The following is a 22,499-nucleotide window of genomic DNA, read 5'->3' on the forward strand; positions in this document are numbered from 1 at the left end:
TATACTTCTCAGGGCACAATAAAATCATCAAAAATCACTCAAGCCATGTAACACCCAAATTATCAATCACTTCCCGGCAACCCTGACTCCCCTAAATAATCAAGAGATAAATCAACATGAAAAAGCGAATGCTCACATTATCATTATTATTGCTGCAGATGGCGTTGCCATTGTCTGTTTCTGCGGGGGGGACAGGGAAAAGTGATCCAGGCGTCACGCCAACAGCCGTGCAGCTTTGGGCCCCCTCTGCCTCTGCAAATAAAATTGTGGTGATCAGCGATTTACACCTTGGGATTGATGACCGTTATTCTGAAACCGTTAAAAATCGCACGCTACTGGTAAATTTTCTTGAACAGCTTGAAAATACCCCGGATGTGCGTGAAGTCGTCATTAACGGTGACTTCTTGGATGACTGGTACCTGCCCCTTGCCTACGAGAGATATAACGATCAGGGAAAATTTTACCAACAGGTGATCGCCAATAATCAGGATGTTATGGATGCCTTGAATAAGCTGATTAAAAAGGGGATCAAACTGGTTTATATACCCGGCAATCACGATATGCTGCTGGAAAGCGGGATTTTGGCTGAGGCGTTACCGGGAATCGTGCAAGCACGTGATGCGAAAGGTTTAGGGGCATATGTGACCGGTGATCGCCAGGAAATTCTCATCGAGCATGGTCATCGTTATGATGCTTTCTCGGCACCTGACAGCGTCTCCAATAAGGAGCTGTGCCAAGATGGAGAGACGCTTCTGCCGCCGGGATACTTTTATGCCCGTGTTGCCGCCAGCTGGATATTGCAGGGCAAACCTGTCATCAAAAAAATCTATCCTGTGATTGTCGATATTCCTGATCCAGTCGCCAATCCTGACCAGTACGGTGCGTATCTTTATTACAAAGTATTCAGCTCCGAATTTTCACGTATTACCCAGATAGAGGGGTTTGAAGACAAGGTCTTTGATTTGGGCATTGCCTGCTTTAATGGCAGTTATTCTATTCAGGATTTTTATCCGGTGCAGCAGCAAGATGGTACGATCTCAGCGCCTTTGCTTTATAAAAACTTTCAACGAACCTGGGACGAACGTCAGAAGATCAATCAGGTTGGCGTGAAAAACAGCTTTGCTGAAGCGGCAGCTGGGACGCTTAGCCCGGATTACTATTTCGACCAGGCCAAGGCGCAATATCTGCAAAATCCGGATAAAGCCATTGATGTAGTAGTGTTTGGCCACACCCACTTGCCCGATATGCGGGCAGTGGGCAATAAAAAATATATCAACGAGGGCACCTGGATTGATCATAATACTGTCTATCCTGATGCGGCCAGAACGTTCGCCGTCATTACAACCGGAAAGGACACCGATGCTGCCATTTACGGTTATATGCCTGACGGAACCATCGTCGACATTTCCAAGCAGGTGAGCAAGGATTAACTGCCCGCCCTTTGTATCCCTTCCATGAAGTCAAACAGTACCTGCCCGGTATGAGAGTTGTCCCGGGCAGCCATCAGGCTTTCGGGGGTTCCTGCGGCGACCACTTCACCCCCTTCGGTTCCTCCTTCAGGGCCCATATCCACAATCCAGTCAGCCTCGGCCATGATGTCCAGGTTGTGCTCAATGACCACAACGGTATTGCCGGCATCCACCAGACGATGCAAAACATGAATCAGTTTTTCCACGTCGGCCATGGAAAGGCCAACGGTGGGCTCGTCCAGCACGTACAGGGTATGGGGACGGCTGGAGGCACGGCCGGTTTTAATTACCCCTTCATCCAGCCTTGCCTTGACCAGTTCGGTCACCAGCTTGATGCGTTGCGCCTCGCCGCCAGAAAGCGTGGGAGAGGGGTGCCCCAAGGTCAGGTAGCCCAAGCCAACGTCCTGTAGCAATTGCAGGCTGCGGAACACTTTGGGATGGGCGGCAAAATATGGCAGGGCATCGTCAATTTCCATGCGCAGTACTTCACCCACGGTTTTGTCGCGCAGGCGTATGCCCAGGGTGTCGCTATTAAAACGATTGCCATTGCAGGCCTCGCAGTGAATTTTGACATCAGGCAGGAAGCTCATTTCAATGGTGCGCATGCCTTGCCCTTCGCAAATCGGGCAGCGTCCTTCCCCGGTGTTGAAGGAGAAGCGCGAGGCGTTCCAGCCACGGATCTTGGCATCCCGGGTTTCGGCAAATTGCCTGCGCACGTCATCCCAGAAACCCACGTAGGTGGCAGGGCAGGAACGGGGTGTTTTGCCAATCGGGGTCTGGTCTACTTCCAGAACCCGGTCCAGGGGCTCCCAGCCGTCTATTCGTTCACAACCTTTCCAGTTGGGTTCATTTTTGCTGCCAATGAACTGCTTAAGATTATTAAGCAAGACATCACGGGCCAGGGTGGATTTGCCTGAACCGGATACGCCGGTAATGACGGTAAGGCGGTTAAGCGGCACGGCTGCGGTCACGTTTTTCAGGTTATGCAGATTGGCATTCCTGACGGTTATGAAAGCGGTATCTTCGCTAATGGGGCGTCGTGCCTGCATGGGGTGGGGAATGGGCTGGGCCAGGTATTTGCCGGTTAATGAATTTGGGTTGCTAGTAATGTCCTGGTAACTGCCCTGGGCCACCACCGTACCGCCCCGTACGCCGGCACCGGGGCCAATATCAATAATATGGCTGGCGCGGCGAATGGTGTCTTCATCGTGCTCAACCACCACCAGGGTGTTGCCATTGCCTTCAAGGCGGGCCAGGGCATTGAGCAGGATCCGGTTGTCGCGCGGGTGCAGGCCAATGGTGGGTTCGTCCAGAATATAGCAGACCCCTTGCAGGTTGGAACCCAGTTGGGCTGCCAGGCGAATGCGCTGTGCTTCCCCGCCGGACAGGGTGGGGGCGGAGCGGTCCAGACCCAGGTAGCCCAGCCCCACTTCTTCCATGAAGGCCAGGCGGTTCCTGATTTCCGACAGAATGTCACGGGAAATGTCGGCTTCCCGTTTATTCAAGCTTAAATTGTTAAAGAAGGCCAGGGCTTCTGAAACCGGCAGGGTGGTCAGTTCGGTAATGGCCTTGTTTTGCCATTGCACGGCACGGGCATTGCGGTTCAGGCGCAGGCCATGGCATGAAGGGCAATCTTGCAGTGCTTCTTCTTCCTCTTCACTGGTGTTCACCCAGCTGGCTTCCTCACCGGTTTGCTCGGCATCAAAACCGCTGATTTTCAGGCCGGTACCAAAGCAATCCGGACACCAGCCATGTTTTGAGTTGAACGAGAACAGGCGTGGATCGGGTTCGGGAAAGCTGATGCCGCAGGAAGGGCAGGCACGTTTCACCGAGAAGTGTTGCTGGTGCAGATGGCGGGTTTGCAGGGGATTGTTGCGATCCAGTTCCCAGATGATGCTCATGCTGCCCTGACCATGCTCAAGGGCCTTATGCAGGGCCTCTTTCAGGTCATTTTCATTGTTTACGTCTACCACGAAGTCGGCAATCGGCAACTCTATGGTGTGTTCTTTATAGCGGTCCAGTCGTGGCCAGGGCTGTACGGGAATGAAGTCGCCATCTACCCGCAGGTGGGTATAGCCTTTGGACTGGGCCCATTTGGCCAGGTCGGTGTAATAGCCTTTGCGGGCCGTGACCAAGGGGGCCAGGATACCAATGTGCTGGCCCTTGTGCGCTTGTAAAATCCGGGAAAAAATCTGTTCGGGCGTTTGCGGTTCTACCGGTACATGGCAGTCGGGACAGAACTGGGTGCCCAGTTTGACATACAGCAGGCGCAGGAAATGGTGGGTTTCCGTCATGGTGCCAACCGTTGATTTTCGGCCACCCCGGCTGGTACGCTGTTCAATCGCTACGGTAGGCGGAATCCCATAAATGGCGTCCACGTCTGGCTTGCCTGCCGGTTGCACCACTGCGCGGGCATAGGCATTAAGAGACTCCAGATAGCGGCGCTGGCCTTCGTTGAACAGAATGTCGAAGGCCAGGGTAGACTTGCCCGAACCCGATACGCCGGTAATGACGGTAAAGGTGTTGTGGGGGATATGCACATTGATGCCTTTGAGATTGTGCTCGCGGGCATTCATGATGTCGATTTTATCCGGCCTGGTCATGTGGTTGGCTTGCTGGCGCAGGGCGGTACCCAAGTAGGCCGGAGAAACCTCGTTCAGGCTAGCGGGTGCCGGGCTGACAATGCTTTGCTCATATTCACGCAGGGCTTGTCCAGTGCTGGAAGTGGCATGTTGCATGATATCGGCAGGCGTACCTTGGGCAACTACCTGACCGCCGGCTTCACCCCCATCAGGACCCAGGTCAATAATCCAGTCTGCTGCCCGGATGACATCCAGGTTATGTTCAATAATCAACAGGGAATGGCCGGCAGCCAGCAGTTTACGGAAGGCTCGCATCAGGCGGGCCACGTCATCAAAATGCAGTCCGGTAGTGGGTTCGTCAAACAGGAACAGGCTGCCTTTTTTGGCCACCTTGGCGCTGGAAATGCCACTTCGAGCGGCCGTGGCAAGATGGCCAGCCAGTTTAAGGCGCTGGGCCTCTCCACCCGACAGCGTAGGTACCGGCTGGCCAAGCGTCAGGTACTCCAGGCCCACATCCAGGAGTGGCATCAGGCTGGTTTGCACTTCACGTAGTCCCTTGAAAAAATCCAGTGCCTCATGCACGGTCATGGCCAGCACTTCATCAATGGATGCCTTGCGGCCCAGGTGTTCAACTTTTACTTCCAGTATTTCAGGCCTGAAACGTTTGCCATCGCAATCGGGGCAGCGCAGGTATACATCGGACAGGAACTGCATTTCCACATGCTCGAAACCGGTGCCTCCGCAGGTGGGGCAGCGGCCATCTCCGCTATTGAAACTGAAGGTGCCTGCGGTATAACCCCGTTCGCGGGAAACCGCTGCCTGGGCAAACAGCTTGCGGATCGCATCAAAAGCACCCACGTAGCTGGCCGGGTTGGAACGGGCGGTTTTGCCAATGGGTGACTGGTCTACCATGACTACATCAGCCAGTTGCTCGGCCCCCAGCAGGCGGCTGAAGGGTCCGGGGGCTTCGGTGGGCTTGCCAAAATGCTTCAGCAGGGCGGGATGCAAAACATCCTGTATCAGGGTGGATTTGCCGGAACCAGAGACGCCGGTAATGCAGACCAGACGCCCCAGCGGGAACGACACATCGCAGTTTTTAAGGTTATTGGCCTGAACCCCCTCAAGGATGAGTTTTGGGGTATTGTCGCTCACCGGCATGGGCAGTGGCGACTCTACCTTCAGCTTGCCACTCAGGTATTGCCCGGTTAGTGAAGAGGCCGAACGCAATTGCTCGGGGGTGCCATCAAAAATGATTTCACCACCCCGTTCACCGGGGCCCGGGCCAATATCCAGGATCCGGTTGGCTGCCACCATGACTTGCGGGTCGTGTTCAACCACGACCAGGGTATTGCCGGCATCGCGCAGGCGCAGCATGACCTGGATAATGCGGTGCATGTCACGCGGGTGCAGGCCAATAGAGGGCTCATCCAGCACAAACAGCGTATTAACCAGGGATGTACCGAGGGCCGTTGTTAAATTGATGCGTTGCACTTCGCCACCCGACAGGGTCCGGCTTTGGCGATCCAGGCTAAGATAGCCCAGCCCAACATCGCAAAGAAACTTCAGGCGCGAGCGGATTTCCGACAGTACCAGGGTCATGGCGGCATCGTTTTCTTCACCCAGCTTCAGTTGCTGGAACAGGGCATGAACCCGTTCTATGGGCAGTTGCATCAAGTCATGAATGGCCAGGCCACCCAGTTGGGACAGTTGTTCCTGGCTCCAGGTGGCACCTACCGGCTTGAAGCGCTTGTAGTTGCCATAAAGCGGGTCATCCTGGCGGGTATCGCCCAGGCGCCACAGATTGGCATCGGGTTTCAGGCGTGAGCCATGGCAGGCGGGGCAGGGCGTGTAGCTGCGGTATTTGGACAGCAAAACACGCACGTGCATTTTGTATGATTTGGTTTCCAGCCAGTCAAAAAAACGTTGTACACCGTACCACTGGTGTTTCCAGGCAGAAGCGCCACCTTTCCATTCGGGGTCACCGTAAAGGACCCAGTTTTTTTCCGCCTGGTTAAGGTGGTTCCAGGGCGTTGTTGTACGAATGCCAGTTTTTTTGGCATATTGCATCATTTCGGTTTGGCACTCGCTGTAACTGGGCGTTTGCCAAGGTTTGACGGCCCCTTCTTCCAGGGACTTGCTTTCATCGGGAATCACCAGGCCATAGTCAATCCCCATGGCCCGCCCAAAGCCGCGGCAGGTTTCGCAGGCGCCCAGGGGAGAGTTGAAGGAAAACGTGCTGGGCAAGGGGGCGGAATAGGTAATGTCACAGTGGGCACAATGCAACTGATCACTGAATTTCCAGGTATGAAGGGGGGCGTTTTCGGTGCTTAATGCATAAATCGAGCAATGTCCGTTGCCATATTTGAGGCATGCCTCTAGCGCTTCCATGACTCGGGATTCCTCAGCATTGGAAAACCGCAGCCTGTCCTGCACCACATACAGCACGCGTTGGGTTTCGGAAACCGGTTTTTCTTTCTTTTTCTTGTCTTTGACTATGCGGGTGACTGTACGGGCTTCTTCGGTATGAATCCGGGTATAGCCCTGTTGTTCCAGGTATTCCTTGATTTCTGCTTCGGCATAGTTAAGGGGTACAAGGACTGGGAAGGTGATGATCAGTCGCGGGTCACCGGCTTGGGCGGACAGGTTTGCCAGGGCCTGGTAAATGCTTTCCGGATTGTCTTTTTTTACTTCACGGGCGCAACAGCGACAGTACAGGCGGGCGGCACGGGCGTAGAGCAGTTTCAGGTGGTCGTTCAGTTCGGTCATGGTGCCCACCGAGCTGCGCGAATTACGCACGGGATTGGTTTGGTCAATTGCGATGGCGGGCAAAATGCCGTCTATGCGTTCTACCTGGGGCTTGTCCATGCGGTCCAGGAATTGGCGGGCATATGGGGAAAAGGTTTCCACATATTTACGCTGGCCTTCGGCATACAGGGTATCAAAAGCCAGGGAGCTTTTACCCGACCCGGAGACCCCGGTAATCACGGTGAATTCTCCGGTGTTGAAAGTGACATCGAGGTTTTTAAGGTTGTTCTGGCGTGCGCCGACGATCTTGATTTGAGAACTCATGTGAATGGATACCGTTATGCTTAAAGGCTTTTGGGCTTGTAGCCGGAAATTTTCATGAAAAAATGGATACTGTTCAAATATCCAGATTCATTATATGACGGCTTTGCCGCCTTTGCCATGAAACCCTGCTGTGGACACGGGTGAATTGTGCCTGAATACCAGGTATTAACTGTTAGAATTGAAGCTTGGCAATATTATTGTAAAGGCGGAATATGTCAGGCGAATCATCACAACATGCAAGTTTGCCCGTGGGGATTACCATGGGAGATGCAGCAGGGATTGGCCCTGAGCTGGTGGTAAAACTGTTTGTGCGCGGCTTGCCGGCACCTGCGCTGGTCTACGGAGACGCTGGCAGTTTGTCGCGAGCCGCCGGTTTTTTGCAGGCAAGTCACATCGTGGTCCAGGAATTTCCCAATATTGATGCCTGGAAACAGGCAGGGGCACAGACAGGCGCGCAAGGGTCTGGTCCTATACATATTCCTGTCATTAGTTGTGCTTCGCCTATTCCGGCAGACCTGCCAATGGGCCGGGCCTCTGAAGTTGCCGGCTTGGGTGCTTATGCCTACCTTTGCAAAGCGATTGACGACGCCATGTCCGGGCAAATTGCCGCCATTGTGACGGCTCCGCTGCATAAAGTATCGCTCAAAATGGCGGGTGTCAATTACCCTGGCCATACCGAAATTCTGGCGCAACGTTCCGGTGCAGGGCATGTCGGCATGATGCTGCTTAACGATGAACTCAGGGTATTGTTGGTAAGTATTCATATCCCGTTGTCAGAAGTGCCACAACATATTACTCATGACAATGAGTGCAACGCCATCTTGCTTGCGCACCAGGCCTGTCTTCAATTGGGCATTGCCCAACCCCGTATTGCCGTGGCCGGGTTAAACCCGCATGCCGGAGAAGAAGGTCGTTTTGGCCAGGAAGATATCAATATCATTGCCCCTGCCATTGCCTGCATGCAAGAGCAGGGCATGCAGGTAAGTGGCCCCTACCCGGGAGACACCATATTCATGCGGGCCCGCAGGGGTGAGTTTGATATTGTGGTGACCCAGTACCACGACCAGGGCCTCATCCCCGTGAAATACCTGGGGGTTGACAATGGTGTTAACGTGACCGTTGGCTTGCCTTTCATTCGTACTAGTGTTGATCATGGCACTGCATTTGATATTGCCGGAAAGGGTATTGCCGATGAGTCTTCTTTGCGGGTGGCTTTCGAGTTGGCCCTGAAAATGAAAGTATCTATTGATAAATAGACATAATTCCAGTAAACTAGCAGGCTAACCAATTTATCTGGAGAATCTCATGGCTGAAGTCAAGCGCGTCCGTCGTAATACTCTTGAGCGCCGCTGCCTGGGTAAAGCATTCAAACGTTTGTTTGTTAGCTCACCAAAAGGCGTGTTCAAAATGCTAGAAAAAGTAAAACGTGTTTAATGCTTGTAATGCGTTAAGCAAGTTTTGCCCGTAAGGCAAAAATTCAAGGCCGTTGTCACACGACAGCGGCCTTTTTAATGTAGCGCCTTGGTTTTTAATGTCAATTACGCATTTTACGATTCCCTACAAGTTGGCCATCATTAACGTGGCAAACTAATACATCGTTTGGTTTAGCAGCCATTAATAAAAAGCTCGATCGTTAATTATTTTCAGCCATGACAGACAATCAGTTTTCGTTTACGGTGTTGACGCCGACTTATAATCGGGCACACACCCTGTTGCGTGCTTATGAGTCGCTTTGTAATCAGCATTTTAGTGATTTTGAATGGCTTATTATTGATGACGGTTCTACCGATAACACCCGTGCTCTGATAGAGCAATGGCAAGAGAATTCACCCTTTCCCATTCGCTATGTCTGGCAAAGAAACCAGCATAAAAAAACCGCCTTCAACAATGGTGTCAAGCAGGCTTGGGGACGTTTGCTGGTTGTCCTTGATAGCGATGATACTCTTCCGCCAGATGCACTTAGCCAGATGTGGGCGTGCTGGCGTTCTATCCCAGCAGAACAGCGTGAGGGTTATATTGCCGTGACCGGCCTGTGTGCCCGTCCAGACGGCAGCATCGTCGGCGACAAATACCCCGAAGATGTCATGGACATGACTTCCATGGACATGACTTTCCGGTATGCGGTAAAAGGTGAAAAGTTTGGCTGCATGCAAACAGAGGTGCTGAAGTATTTTCCCTTCCCTGAAAATATCGACGGTTTTGTGCCTGAAAGTATTGTCTGGCGAGCGATTGCCCGCAAAGGGTATCTAACCCGTTTTGTGAATCAGGTATTTCGGGTTTATCACGACACAGAAGGCTCCCTGTCTGAAGAGGGGGCACAAACAAGTAAAAAACATGCCCTGGGGCTGTTGTTACTGGCGCGCGATACGGTTGTGGAATGTTTGCCATGGTTCAGGTACCAGCCTGTCGCCTTTTTAATGGCGGCGGCACGTTATACCCGTTTTCGCCTGCATTTGCGGGCCGGGGGGGGTAAACTGCCCGGCCTGGCCCACTTGCGCGGATTGATGCCTGTTTTGCTGGTGGCGTCCATGTATCCCGTTGGGCTATTGCTCTACCTGCGGGATAAAAAACAGGATTAATGCAGTGTCGGTGCGGGCGGGTTGTTTTCCGGCCCGTTATCGCTGTCGTCGTCTTCGTCCCAGTTATCTTCAGCACTGGGTAGTTCTTCATCGTTAATGGCAAACGGCAGCATTTCTTCCAGTGTTTCAGCCCATTGCACCTCTTCGCCCGTATAGTCAATGCGAATGAAACGGATGTTTTCCTGCTCAGTCAGTTGGATACCCCACAGGAACTCACAGGCATAAACTTCTTGCTGCCAGTCATCAAGGCCACCGGCATTGCCCAGCAGACGTGCAGACGGGCCACCCATCTGGATATGAACGATTTCTTCATCTTCCGCTGCGTCGTTAATGTCCAGCGGAACGCCAAACATTACCCATTCAAAACCGTCTTCAGATAAATCCACTTCGGCCAGAACCGGTTTGCCCATGTAGGCGCTAAGGGCATCGGCAGTTTTGCCAAGGAGTTCCAGTTCAAGTTCGGTAAAGGTAAGCATGTTGATCATATATAGGTAGGAGTGGATTCAATCCACTGATTGTACTGGATTTTCAGTGCCTCCCGAGTCCTTGCCCGATTCTCCAAACGGACAATACGTTTGGAAATGGCTACAATGGGTTCTTTTCATATTTACGCATATAAAAATGGCCCAATACGTCTATACCATGAACCGAGTCGGTAAAATCGTGCCCCCAAAGCGGCAGATTTTGCGTGATATCTCCCTGTCTTTTTTTCCGGGTGCCAAAATCGGCGTCCTTGGCCTGAATGGCTCTGGCAAATCAACCCTGCTTAAAATCATGGCTGGTGTCGACAAGGACATCGAAGGCGAAGCTATTCCGATGCCTGGCCTGAATATTGGCTATTTACCGCAAGAACCCCAGCTTAACCCCGATCACACCGTCAGGGAATCGGTGGAAGAAGGGCTGGGCGCGGTGTTTACCGCGCGTAAACGCCTTGATGAGGTTTATGCTGAATACGCCGAGCCGGATGCCGATTTTGACAAGTTGGCTGCCGAGCAGGCTGAGCTGGAAGCGATTATTGCGGCAGCGGCAACCAGTGGGGCCGATGACATTGAGCACCAAATGGAAATTGCCGCCGATGCCCTGCGCTTGCCTGCCTGGGATGCCAATATCGGACACCTTTCAGGTGGTGAAAAACGCCGTGTTGCCTTATGCCGCCTGTTGTTGTCAAAACCCGACATGTTGTTGCTGGACGAGCCCACCAACCACCTGGATGCGGAAAGCGTTGAGTGGCTTGAGCAATTCCTGCAAAAATTCCCGGGTACGGTCGTGGCGGTTACTCACGACCGTTACTTCCTGGACAATGCCGCGGAATGGATTCTTGAGCTTGACCGTGGTCACGGTATTCCATGGAAAGGCAACTACAGCTCATGGCTGGAACAAAAAGGCAACCGTTTGCAGCAGGAAGAATCTGCTGAGTCTGCCCGCCAGAAAACCATCAAGAAAGAATTGGAATGGGTGCGCCAGAATCCCAAGGGACGCCAGGCAAAATCGAAGGCACGTTTGGCCCGCTTCGAGGAGCTGTCTTCACATGAATACCAGAAGCGCAATGAAACCCAGGAAATCTTTATTCCAGTAGCAGAGCGTCTGGGCAATGAAGTGATTGAATTTGTAAACGTCAGTAAGGCCTTTGGTGACCGCCTGCTGATAGATAACTTGAGCTTTAAGGTGCCACCAGGTGCCATCGTAGGTATTATTGGTCCTAACGGTGCCGGTAAATCTACCCTGTTCCGAATGATTGTCGGTCAAGAGCAGCCCGATTCCGGAGAGGTCAAGATAGGTCAAACGGCCAATATCTCTTTTGTGGACCAGTCGCGCGAAGCCCTGAGTAATGATAAAAACGTGTTTGATTTCATTTCCAATGGTGCAGACTTGCTAACAGTCGGCAAATTTGAAATGCCTGCCCGTGCTTATCTGGGACGTTTTAACTTCAAGGGTTCTGACCAGAATAAGATGGTCGGGCAATTGTCGGGGGGGGAACGTGGACGCTTGCACTTGGCAGCCACGCTGATCAAGGGCGGCAATGTTTTGCTGCTTGATGAACCATCCAACGACCTTGATGTGGAAACCTTGCGTGCCCTGGAAGATGCATTGCTGGAGTTCGCGGGCAGTGTGATGGTCATTAGCCATGATCGCTGGTTCCTGGACCGGATCGCGACCCATATTTTGGCTTTTGAAGGAGATTCGCAGGTTGTGTTTTTTGATGGCAACTATCAGGAATATGAAGCAGACAAAAAACGTCGCCTGGGTGAGGAAGGAGCTAAACCCAAGCGAATTCGCTATAAAGCATTGAAGTAAATTTCAGTTGGTGTCAAAATCTCTTGGTATTAGTATATTGATACAATTTAAACAGTAAAAATATAGCTAAAACGGTGGAATTTTGAGAACCTGTCAGCAACAGGATAATGTTTTAACCATTGAGTATCTGGCCAATGCCTTAAGGAGTTTAAGAAATGAATACACAAAAAGTAAGTAAAGTAATGCTGGTTGCGGTTGTTGCAGCGGTGTTAACCGGTTGTGGCAATATGAGCACACGCGATAAAAGCACTATTGGTGGTGCAGCCATTGGTGGTGTCGCTGGTGCTGTGCTTACTGGTGGCAGCGGTTGGGGTACCGTCGGTGGTGCCGCAGTGGGTGGCGTTATTGGTAACCAGGTTGGTAAATAAGCCCCTATAAATACGCTGTGAACCGGTACTTTGGATTTGCCGGTATCAAGCCCAAAACCCGAACATTTACGGATGTTCGGGTTTTTTTTATGGGGGGCTGTTTGTGAAAAGTGTGGTTGATTTCACTGACAATGTTAAGAATTGATAAAAGAAGATTTTTTTGTGTAACAAAGAAGGGTGAGTACTTATTGAAAGATAACCATGCTTAACAATTTTTTTCAGAGCTTTTTTAAAAAACTGTCATATAAGGATGATTTGTATTCGTTGTATTGATTGAAATTTGATTTAATCAAAACATTTTTTTTTTTAATAAAAATAAAAAAAATAAATCAGCCAAATGATATTGGCTTAATTGTGAAGTATTGCAAATTGAATTATCTGTTTATATTTACTACAGTCGATCCCTTAACATGCCTATAACAAGTTGTTTTCATTATGAAATTACTCTTGGCATGGGCATTGCTAATGTTCAAGATGCTGGCTTAATTTGGGTTAGTTTCCAACTGAAATAATTTTAATTTACAGTTCAAACCAACCAATCGTGTCGGCAGATATACATATTTGAAAGGATCGGTTGTGAATCGTATTTATAAAAGCATTTGGAATGAGCAAACAGGTACCTATGTCGCTGTTTCAGAAAACGTTAAGGCAAAAGGCAAGCGTAGCGGATCATCTTTGCTGGTTGGGACGCTTTTGGCTGTGACTGTGGGGGCTTCAGCACAGGCACAGACTATTACTGTAGGGGATAATGCTCCTGTCACAGGAAATATAATTGAGTTTTCAAGTGGTAGCGGAACGATCAGTGGTTTAAACGGCTCATTTGATATTTCACAACTCAATAATGCGAATTTGGCGGTAACAGCAGGACAGTTGAATACTGTTAATCAGGCAGTGATTGCAAATACTAGTGATGTTGCAACGCTAGAAGGTCGTGTGTCAACGGCAGAAGGCGAGATCGATACCCTGCAAACTGGCTTAGGTACTGCCAATACCAATATCTCTGGTCTAACCTCCCGCGTGTCAACAGCTGAAGGCGAGATTGATACTTTGCAAACTGGTTTAGGGACTGCCAACACCAACATTTCCGGCCTAACAACCCGTATGTCAACGGCTGAAGGTACTATTGCATCACAGGGAACCCGTCTGACGGCAGCGGAAGGAAATATTACAATCCTACAAACAAAATTATCCGATTTGGGCGTTTCAGATACTACGCCAGGCATCAAATATTTCCGTGTCAATTCAGATAAAGCAGATGCTTCAGCGACGGGTGTTGATAGTGTCGCCATTGGCCCTCAGGTGCTAGCTTCGGGCTTAAATAGTGTTGCACTTGGCTTTATGACTCAGGCGCAAGCGGAAAATAGCTTTGCGGCAGGTTTTAAGGCAATCGCTACATCAACCGGTGCTATTGCGCTTGGAGAAGAAGCCAATGCAAATGCAGAAAACGCTTTCGCTGCAGGTACGGGGGCAGAGGTAACAGCAGAAGGTACTGACGCCATTGCGTTTGGTTCAGGTGCTAAAGCGGGTGGCGCTGCACCTGGTGCTGGTGGTGAGGCTGCCGTATCAATTGGTCGTGATAGCCTAGCCAGCGGTACTAGTTCGGTGGCATTGGGTGATGCGGCCAAGGCGGCAGCAGGTAACGCGACGGCATTGGGTGGTGGGGCACAGGCTAATGCTGGCAACAGTATTGCGATAGGTAGTGCGAAAGCCGAGGCGGCCAATGCTTTTGCAGCCGGTAATGGCGCTTATGCAGGTTCAGTAGGTGGTATTGCACTGGGTACTGGAGCGGGAGTGGGTACTGTAAGTACGACTTCTGACGATAGAACCGATCATATCGCCATTGGCACCAACGCAGGGCAAAGATCAGCAGGAGGCCAGAACCTGGCAGTCGGCGCCAATGCCGGCTCAGATATAAGCGGTTACTGGAACGTGGCTATTGGTAGTGGGGCAGGATCCAATTTAGGTGGGAACTCAAACGTTTCGATTGGTGAGTTGGCGAATAACGGAGCAGGTATTACTGAACATGCGGTTGCTATTGGCGGTAACACCAAGGCAGATACGGATGCCGTATCAATTGGATACGATGCGTCTTCTGAAGATACTGGTGTTGCCCTTGGTTCGCAGTCAACAGCAGCTGCAGGAGCAGTAGCTATAGGTCGAAATACGACTGCAGAAGGCGGAAGTGTAGCGCTTGGTATCGGCTCGTATGCACGTGCTACCGATGCTGAGGGAGTGGGTTACCTGACAGGTAGTGGTTTTACTGATGGTACGGTAGTATCGGTGGGTAATACGAATCCGGCTACCGGTCAACGTACAACACGTCGTATTGTGAATGTGGCTGATGGGTCTCAGGATTATGATGTGGTAAACGTTCGTCAGTTGAAAGGCGCTCAGCAGGAAGTTGCCAATTTGGTTGGTGGCAATGTTACCGTGGATAGTAATGGTGCTTTTGGTGGTTACGTTATTGAACTTGAGGATACATCAGGCGTTAAACATCAATACAAAACAGTGGCCGAAGCAATTAATGCTGTTTCTAGCGGTGCGATCAGTGTGCTTCCCGGTGATGCGGTTATTTACAATCCAAATGGTACTGTGACGGTTGCAAATGGTGTGCTTCAGGGTGATGCTGTTAACGTGGCTCAGCTAGAGAAGGCTATTGCGGAGAATGGCGTTAGATACTTTAGTGTCAACTCTGACAATCCTCTTAATCGGGATAATACACAGGCGACCGGTATTGACTCGATCGCGATTGGTCCTGATTCACATGCTTTACAAACCTCATCTTTGGCTGCTGGTCATTTGGCACGTGCGGCAGGCGAACAGAGTGTTGCAATCGGCCATTCGGTTGAAGCACATGCTGCTAATTCCACGGTGGTAGGTAACCACAGTCAAGCCTATCATGAGGGTGGCGTGGCAATTGGAGAGGATGCGGAAAGTCATGGAGAAAACTCCATTGTGATGGGTACGGGAGCACGTTCTCATCCGAAAACAGCGGGTGCCGCACCGAATAATACGATTGTGATTGGTACGAGCGCGGAAGCCACTGCAGATAATGGCATCGCTATTGGTCAGGATGCTGAAACTATTCAGCTGCGTGGTATAGCCCAAGGTTATAAGGCTTATTCATCAGCCGATGATGCGATGGCTTTTGGTAGTAATTCTTTGGCTAGTGGTGTGAGCTCCCAAGCCAGTGGTACTAATGCTGTGGCTAGTGGCCTGAATGCCCAGGCCAGCGGTACGGATGCCAGTGCCAGTGGGTTGAATGCGGTTGCTACTGGTACTGGTGCGGTGGGTTATGCAACAGATGGTATCGCCATGGGTACTGGGGCGGTGTCAGGCTTCAGCGATCCATACAATCAGGATCCAGAGCGCAACACCGCAGGGATCGCAATTGGTAATCTGTCTAAGGCAGATCAACAACATGCCTTGGCGCTGGGTGTAGAAGCCGAGGCGCGGGCCAAGTCAGCCACGGCTATTGGAGATGGTGCAGAAGCGACTACGTCTGCGGAAAATGGTTTGGCTGTGGGTACTGGTGCTCGGGTTGATGCTAAACAGGCTGCCGCTTTTGGTTATGAAGCACAAGCCACAGGCCTTAATGCATTGGCAGTTGGTGCCAATACTGATGCGACTGGCCTGGACGCGTCCGCTGTTGGTAATGGTGCTCAAGCCACGGCAGATAATGCTTTGGCGGTGGGTAACGCTAGCAAGGCCAATGCCCTGAATGCGTCTGCATTTGGAAGTGGTGCTCAAGCCACGGCAGACAATGCGCTGGCGCTGGGTCAAGGTGCCAAGGCAAGCAATGAGGGCTCCGTTGCCTTGGGTAGTGGATCTGTTACCGCGACTGCCGTTGGTACTTCCAATGTGGTAGTTGATAAGAATACCTATAACTTTGCAGGTGTGAGTCCGACAGCAACCGTGAGTGTCGGTTCTGTTGGTGCAGAGCGTACCGTTACCAACGTTGCGGCTGGTCGTCTTTCTGAAACATCAACGGATGCTATTAATGGCAGCCAGTTGTTTGCCACCAATCAGGCAGTGACTGCCTTGGGTGACAACCTGGATACGGCAGGCCAGAGCATGGCGGATGCGCTGGGAGGAAACTCAAGTTATGATTCTGAGACCCATAAGGTGACTGCAAACCTAAACGTACGTGGTACCGACTATGATAACGTGCAGGATGCGTTAGGGTATGTTGCACAGGGTTGGGATGTTGGTGTTAATGGTGAAGTAACCGAGAACGTAGCCCCCGGTGGTTCAGTTGATTTCAGCAATACCGATGGCAATATTGTTATAACCCGTAATGGTACAGATTTGCAGTTTAATCTGGCGAAAGAAATCAAGATTGGTAATCCAGGTAATCAGACGGTCATTAACGAAGGCAACATTACGACTAACAATCTTACCGTTGGTGGTGTTACCAAATTGGGTGACAAATTTGTCGTGAACAACGATAACAGTGTTACTTATGAAGGCGTTGAAATCGCCAATAAAAATGACGGCTTGCTGTTTGCCGGCAATACCGGTGGCAATATTACCAAGACCTTGGGTGACACTACGCCTTTGAAAATCTCAGGTGAGCTGGATTCCAGCGAAGCGTCTACGGGTGCCAATCTGCGGGTGGATAGTAATGGTGGTCAGTTAAACCTGGTCATGGCGCGTAACCTCACTGATCTGGATAGTATTACCATTAATAATGGCCCGGTTATTAATTCCAGTGGCATTAATATGGGTGGAAAGAAAATTACCAACCTTGCCCCCGGAACAGATGGTACTGACGCGGTTAACGTAAACCAATTGGAAGCAGTGAAAACGATTGCCAATACAGGCTGGAACGTCACCACGAATGCCGATGCGGCTACTTCCGAGAATGTAGCACCGGGTACGACGGTTGATTTTGACAATACCGATGGCAATATCGTGATTGCGCAAGAAGGTACTGACCTGACTTTTGATCTGGCTGACGATATTGAAATCGGAAACAGCATCACCGTTGGCGATACCATTATCAATGGTGATCGCATTACGGTTGGTGGTGATACAACGAACCAGACGGTGATTAACGAAGGTAGCGTGACGACTAAGAATCTGACCGTGACTGGTGAAACCAAACTGGGTGACAACTTCGTTGTCAATGTCGATGACAGCGTGACTTATAAAGGTGCGGAAATTGCCAATCTGGATGATGGCCTGAGCTTTGTGGGTGATGATGGAACCGTGGTTTCGCGCAAGCTGAATGAAACCCTGGGCCTGACCGGTGGTGCTACGGGAGCTCTTTCTGACAACAACATTGGTGTGGTGGCTGATGGCACGGGTGCCCTGAGCATTCAGTTGGCTAAAGATCTGGCTGGCCTGAATAGTGCTACCTTTACCAATGGTACCAATACAACCATCATTAACAGTAGTGGCTTAACCATTACCGGTGGCCCAAGCGTAACGGTTACTGGCATTGATGGTGGCAATAAACAGATCACGGGTGTGGCTAGCGGTTTGGGTGGTGTCGACCTGGCTGATGCCACGGGTGATACCTTGACCAACGCGGCCAATATTGGTGATTTGCAAACGGCAACCAAAAACCTGACCACAGCTGGCTTGAACTTTGTCGGTAACCAGGGAGATGAAATCCATAAAGATCTGGGTGGTACCCTGAATATAGTGGGTGGTCTGGATAATAAGGCAGCGGCTTCGGATGCCAATCTTCGTGTGGATAGTGAAAATGGTGAGCTGCGCATCAAACTGGCTACCAGCCTGACCGATCTGGAAAACATCCAGGTTGGCAAGGATGGAGTTGACGGAGTCGATGGCAAGATTGGCGTGAATGGCAAGAACGGTGCTTCTGTGGTGCTGAACGGGGCTGATGGCTCGATTGGCCTGACCGGTCCAAGCGGTGCCAAGGGTGAAGCCGGTGCCAGCACTAATATTAGCGTCAAAAACGGTGCCCCCGGTGTTGATGGTGCCCCTGGCACAACCACTACCCGTATTGTGTATACCGATGGCAAGGGTAATCCTCAGGAAGTGGCCAACCTTAACGATGGCTTGAAGTTTGCCGGTGATGACGGCAAGACGGTTACCCGCAAGCTGAATGAAACCTTGGGCTTGACCGGTGGTGCCGCGGAGGCTGACTTGACTGGCGAAGGCAACATTGGTGTGGTCCAGAACGGTGATGGTGGCCTGAGCATTCAGTTGGCTAAAGATGTTGATCTGACTGAGGAGGGTAGCCTGAACGTTGGCGATACGCAGGTTAACGATAAAGGCTTGGTGGTGCATGATGTTACGGCCAATCCAACGGCAACTACCAAGGTAGAGGCGGGCAGGATTGAACTGTTTGCTAATCCGGTAGGAGGCCCGGCCAATACTATCGTGATTGATGCTAACAAGGGTGATATCACTGGATTGAGCAATCGTGACCTGGCTTCGGCTGACTTTGCAAAAGCCGGTCGTGCGGCAACCGAAGAGCAGCTTCAGTTGATCAGTGAGGGTCTTACAGAGACCGGTTTGAACTTTGTGGGTAATGATACAGACCCAAGTAAAGTGATCCATAAAGATCTGGGCCAAACGTTAAGTATCGTTGGTGGTCTGGATAACGCTGCCGATGCTTCTGATGCCAACCTTCGTGTTGACAGTGAAGACGGTAAACTGCGTATCAAACTGGCACAAAACATCAAGGTTGATAGCGTAAATGCCGGTGGTACTTTCATTAACAGTAATGGCTTGAGCTTTGTTGATACAAAAGGTGTCCAGTTACCCAATACCGTTGTCATTAATTCGAATGGTATCAATATGGGTAACAACAAGATTACCAATCTTGCTGCTGGTACAGCGGGTACGGATGCGGTTAATTTTGATCAGTTAAAGGCATTGGGTGAGTCAGTCCAGAATATTTTTGGCGATAACGTTACCCTGAATGCTGATGGCACCCTTTCGATGACAGGAAGCTACACCATTAATGGCCAAGAGTTCTGGACAGTAGAAGACGCGATTAACAAACTGGCTGAAGGCTGGAAAGTCACGGTTAGCGATCCGTCTGGCCAGAATCCGGGTACGGGGTCCGGATCTGGTGCCAGTTCTGGCTCTGGTTCTAGTGGTAGTGGAACTGGAACTGGAACTGGCACTGGCACTGGAACTGGAACTGGAACTGGCACCGGAACCGGAACCGGTGGCCCGGCAGATATCTTGCCAGGTGACCAGTTAACCCTGGTAGCCGGTGACAATGTTGATATTGTTCAGAAACCGAAGAAAGATGGCAATGTCGGTATTGAAATCTCGGTTGATCCCAACTTGGTGGTTGATTCTGTCACGGCTGGTAAAACAGTGATGGATGATAGTGGTGTCAAGGTGGGTGACAACGTCAAGCTGGGTGATACAGGTTTGACGGTGGTTGGTGGCCCTACCGGTGATTTGGCCTTTACTGCCGATAAAGTGGATGTTGGTGGTAATAAAATCCAGAACGTTGCTGACGGCATTATTGCCGATGGCAGCAAAGATGCCGTTAACGGTGGCCAGATCAAGGATATCAGCCAGTCTGTGGCCGATGCCCTGGGTGGTGGTTCAACAGTGAAGCCTGATGGTACGGTCAGTGCACCAAGTTACACGGTTGGTAACGAAGACAAAGTCGTTAATAATGTCGGCGATGCCATCAGTGAACTGAACAAAGGCTGGACACTGAATGCCGGTGGCAATAACACCCAGGTTCAATCCGGTGATGTTGTCAGCTTGGTCAATACCGACAATAACATTGTTATTACACAGGTTATTGACAGCGGTGTGGTTGATTTTGCCCTGAGTGACACCATTAACGTGACAACTGTTAACGCAACTACCGTAAACGCTTCTACCTTCAAGGCAGGCAATACGATTGTGAACGGTGAGGGTCTGTCATTTGTTAACGATGCCGGTGACAAGGTTGGCCCAAGCGTTTCTGCCGGCGGTATTAATGCGGGTGGCACCACCATTACTAACGTGGCGGCAGGTGTCAATGATACTGATGCTGTTAACGTAAGCCAGCTTAACGGCGTAGCTAATAATCTGACTAACCAGATCAACTCGGTGCGTGGTGACCTGAATCGTGTAGACAAGGATGCCAGAGCGGGTACCGCGTCTGCGGCGGCCATGGCCAACTTGCCACAAGCTTACTTACCTGGCAAGAGCATGTTTGCGGTTGCTTCTGCGGGTCACCGTGGAGAGCAAGGTTATGCGGCAGGTTTATCAACCATCTCTGATAACGGTAAATGGGTATTAAAAGGTTCGGTTTCTGGTAATAGTCGTGGTGACGTTACTTACGGTGCCGGTGTGGGTTACCAGTGGTAATTTTGCATTAGCCTGAAATCATGGCTTGGGTCACACATGAAAGTGTGTGGCCCTGGCGCTAAAACGTTTAACTATTAAGGAAATGTTAATGAAGCTTTTTCAATACAAAACAAGTATCGTTGCGGTAGCGGCAGCCTTGGCGTTAACGGCATGTGGCACCATGAGCAATGTCAGTAAAGATGGCACTGCCGATGAGCTGGTATGGCCCAATGTGGATTCCGTTAAATTTGATAACGATCAGGGTACTTTCCCTGTTTTGGGCGCACTTGCCCAGGTTCGTGAAGGTGTGACGCGTGACCAGCTGTATTATTTGCTGGGTCGCCCGCACTTTGCGGAGGGCTTCAGGGTTAAAGAGTGGGATTACCTGTTCCACTTCAACACCCCCGGTCAGGGCGTGAATAACATCAGCACTTGTCAGTATAAAGTGTTGTTTGACTCCAACCTGATCGCCCGTAACTTCTACTGGAAACCGGTAACCGAGGGTTCGGTTTGCCCGGACGGCCAGCAGCAGGAAAGTTATACCCTGAATGCCGATGCACTGTTTGCGTTTGATAAATCAGACTTGAATAACATCACTTCAGGCCATGCAGAGTTGCAAAAACTGGCACAACATTTCAGTGGGCGTCAGGATATTGCCTCAATTACCGTGATTGGGCACACCGATCGCTTGGGTTCAGATGCGTATAACCAGCGTTTGTCACAAAACCGTGCGGCAACCGTTGGCAATTACCTGGTGTCGCAAGGGGTTTCTGCCAATCTGGTACAGACACGGGGTATGGGCAAGTCGCAACCTGTCGTTCAGTGTGATGGCAGTGGGGCACAGTTAATTCAATGCCTGGCACCTAACCGTCGTGTTGAAATCCAGGTGCAAAGGAATTAAAACGGCAATAAGGTTTGTGATTTAGTAAAAAACGCTGTATATTCAAAAAAACGCTGTATATTCAAAAATATGCAGCGTTTTTTTATGGGCTACTCCATGATTTTTAATTAAAAATTGCTAAAAGTGGATTCGCTTTGTTAAGTCAGGGGACTAATTCAAATTATTTTTTAGAGTTAATAAAAAATTTTATTGTGTTGTTATTTTGTGTTTATGAAACTTGTTGATTATTGTCAATATAAAGTTTTAGAAATTACATTATTGTTTTTATATGTAATATTTGTTTTGAATTGTTTTGTTTATCTTGACGGTGTATTATATGCTACTGGTGTCATTTTAAAAAAGACAATCCTTGTTTTTTTTTATCAATTGATATAGTGCTGTCGTTTGAGTTTAAACATGCTTGAGATCAAACAGGCAGATAATTTTATTTAAAAGGGGATGTAATGAATCGTATTTATAAAAGTATCTGGAATGAAAAGCTAGGTGCTTATGTCGCCGTTTCTGAAAATACCAAATCCAAAGGGAAGCGTAGCGGTGCATCAGTTTTAACCAAAACACTGGTGGCGTCAGCGTTGGCTTTTTCCGGGGCTGTGGCAATGGCTCAGGCTGTTACGGGCGACAGCTTGATTATAAGTGGTGATGGAAATGTTTCTGGTGGTTTTGTTGTGCAAGGCGATGCCCGGGTAGATGGATCTACCTTGTTGGTTAGCGGTGCAACTATAAATAATGGTTTGAATGTAACGGGAGATACATCTCTGGGCAATGCCGGTGTCAATGGTACTTTAGGTGTTACTGGTAATTCAACCGTTGGCGGTAATTCAACCGTTGGCGGTAATTCAACCGTTGGCGGTAATTCAACCGTTACCGGTAATTCAACCGTTACTGGTAATTCAACCGTTGGCGGTAATTCAACCGTCGGTGGTAATTTGGGTGTGGCGGGTAATACTTCCCTGGCC

At 50.3% G+C, this 22,499-nt stretch carries 11 protein-coding genes; 9 read left to right on the forward strand and 2 right to left on the reverse strand.

Features of this window, described 5'->3' with window-relative positions; translation table 11 throughout:
- The first annotated feature begins 116 nt into the window (after nucleotides 1-116).
- Nucleotides 117-1,430, forward strand: a complete 1,314-nt coding sequence (locus ACM5Q9_RS09555) for a UDP-2,3-diacylglucosamine diphosphatase (RefSeq protein ID WP_418144495.1) — start codon at nucleotides 117-119, stop codon at nucleotides 1,428-1,430.
- Here the strand turns inward: ACM5Q9_RS09555 and uvrA are convergent.
- Nucleotides 1,427-7,120: an excinuclease ABC subunit UvrA gene (uvrA, locus tag ACM5Q9_RS09560; RefSeq protein WP_418144496.1), complete on the reverse strand. Its 5,694-nt coding sequence runs from the start codon at nucleotides 7,118-7,120 to the stop codon at nucleotides 1,427-1,429. The genes ACM5Q9_RS09555 and uvrA overlap by 4 nt on opposite strands.
- A 212-nt stretch (nucleotides 7,121-7,332) precedes the next feature.
- Between uvrA and pdxA the strand changes: the two genes are divergently transcribed.
- The 3 genes from pdxA to ACM5Q9_RS09575 all read left to right on the forward strand — a co-directional run bounded on the left by pdxA (nucleotide 7,333) and on the right by ACM5Q9_RS09575 (nucleotide 9,699).
- On the forward strand, nucleotides 7,333-8,376 hold the full coding sequence (gene pdxA / locus ACM5Q9_RS09565; protein ID WP_418144497.1) for a 4-hydroxythreonine-4-phosphate dehydrogenase PdxA: 1,044 nt from the start codon (nucleotides 7,333-7,335) through the stop codon (nucleotides 8,374-8,376).
- A gap of 49 nt (nucleotides 8,377-8,425) precedes the next feature.
- Nucleotides 8,426-8,554, forward strand: a complete 129-nt coding sequence (locus ACM5Q9_RS09570) for a hypothetical protein (RefSeq protein ID WP_418144498.1) — start codon at nucleotides 8,426-8,428, stop codon at nucleotides 8,552-8,554.
- A gap of 215 nt (nucleotides 8,555-8,769) precedes the next feature.
- Complete coding sequence (locus tag ACM5Q9_RS09575; RefSeq protein WP_418144499.1) at nucleotides 8,770-9,699, forward strand: glycosyltransferase family 2 protein; 930 nt, start codon at nucleotides 8,770-8,772, stop codon at nucleotides 9,697-9,699.
- Here ACM5Q9_RS09575 and ACM5Q9_RS09580 read toward each other — a convergent pair.
- Nucleotides 9,696-10,175 carry a hypothetical protein gene (locus ACM5Q9_RS09580; protein WP_418144500.1) on the reverse strand — a complete coding sequence of 160 codons (480 nt, stop codon included), beginning with the start codon at nucleotides 10,173-10,175 and terminating at the stop codon, nucleotides 9,696-9,698. The two genes, ACM5Q9_RS09575 and ACM5Q9_RS09580, sit on opposite strands and share 4 nt — an antisense overlap.
- A 145-nt stretch (nucleotides 10,176-10,320) precedes the next feature.
- Between ACM5Q9_RS09580 and ettA the strand changes: the two genes are divergently transcribed.
- The 5 genes from ettA to ACM5Q9_RS09605 all read left to right on the forward strand — a co-directional run.
- Nucleotides 10,321-11,994: an energy-dependent translational throttle protein EttA gene (ettA, locus tag ACM5Q9_RS09585; RefSeq protein ID WP_418144501.1), complete on the forward strand. Its 1,674-nt coding sequence runs from the start codon at nucleotides 10,321-10,323 to the stop codon at nucleotides 11,992-11,994.
- A gap of 155 nt (nucleotides 11,995-12,149) precedes the next feature.
- Complete coding sequence (locus tag ACM5Q9_RS09590; protein ID WP_418144502.1) at nucleotides 12,150-12,362, forward strand: glycine zipper 2TM domain-containing protein; 213 nt, start codon at nucleotides 12,150-12,152, stop codon at nucleotides 12,360-12,362.
- 576 nt (nucleotides 12,363-12,938) lie between these two features.
- A complete protein-coding gene (locus ACM5Q9_RS09595; RefSeq protein ID WP_418144503.1) occupies nucleotides 12,939-20,663 on the forward strand; it encodes a YadA-like family protein in 7,725 nt (2,574 codons plus the stop codon).
- An 88-nt stretch (nucleotides 20,664-20,751) separates the two neighbouring features.
- Nucleotides 20,752-21,543, forward strand: a complete 792-nt coding sequence (locus ACM5Q9_RS09600) for an OmpA family protein (protein ID WP_418144504.1) — start codon at nucleotides 20,752-20,754, stop codon at nucleotides 21,541-21,543.
- A gap of 443 nt (nucleotides 21,544-21,986) precedes the next feature.
- The coding region (locus tag ACM5Q9_RS09605; protein ID WP_418144505.1) for an ESPR-type extended signal peptide-containing protein at nucleotides 21,987-22,499 on the forward strand (513 nt) is incomplete at its 3' end.

Source organism: Advenella sp. RU8 (assembly GCF_048381675.1).
Taxonomy (GTDB): domain Bacteria; phylum Pseudomonadota; class Gammaproteobacteria; order Burkholderiales; family Burkholderiaceae_B; genus Advenella.

Bases quoted from the DNA above. Each gene is read 5' to 3' on its own strand.
- ACM5Q9_RS09600 (WP_418144504.1), top strand. From the start codon at position 20,752: ATGAAGCTTTTTCAATACAAAACAAGTATCGTTGCGGTAGCGGCAGCC.
- ACM5Q9_RS09555 (WP_418144495.1), top strand. From the start codon at position 117: ATGAAAAAGCGAATGCTCACATTATCATTATTATTGCTGCAGATGGCG.
- ACM5Q9_RS09575 (WP_418144499.1), top strand. From the start codon at position 8,770: ATGACAGACAATCAGTTTTCGTTTACGGTGTTGACGCCGACTTATAAT.
- pdxA (WP_418144497.1), top strand. From the start codon at position 7,333: ATGTCAGGCGAATCATCACAACATGCAAGTTTGCCCGTGGGGATTACC.
- ACM5Q9_RS09570 (WP_418144498.1), top strand. From the start codon at position 8,426: ATGGCTGAAGTCAAGCGCGTCCGTCGTAATACTCTTGAGCGCCGCTGC.
- ettA (WP_418144501.1), top strand. From the start codon at position 10,321: ATGGCCCAATACGTCTATACCATGAACCGAGTCGGTAAAATCGTGCCC.
- uvrA (WP_418144496.1), bottom strand. From the start codon at position 7,120: ATGAGTTCTCAAATCAAGATCGTCGGCGCACGCCAGAACAACCTTAAA.
- ACM5Q9_RS09590 (WP_418144502.1), top strand. From the start codon at position 12,150: ATGAATACACAAAAAGTAAGTAAAGTAATGCTGGTTGCGGTTGTTGCA.
- ACM5Q9_RS09580 (WP_418144500.1), bottom strand. From the start codon at position 10,175: ATGCTTACCTTTACCGAACTTGAACTGGAACTCCTTGGCAAAACTGCC.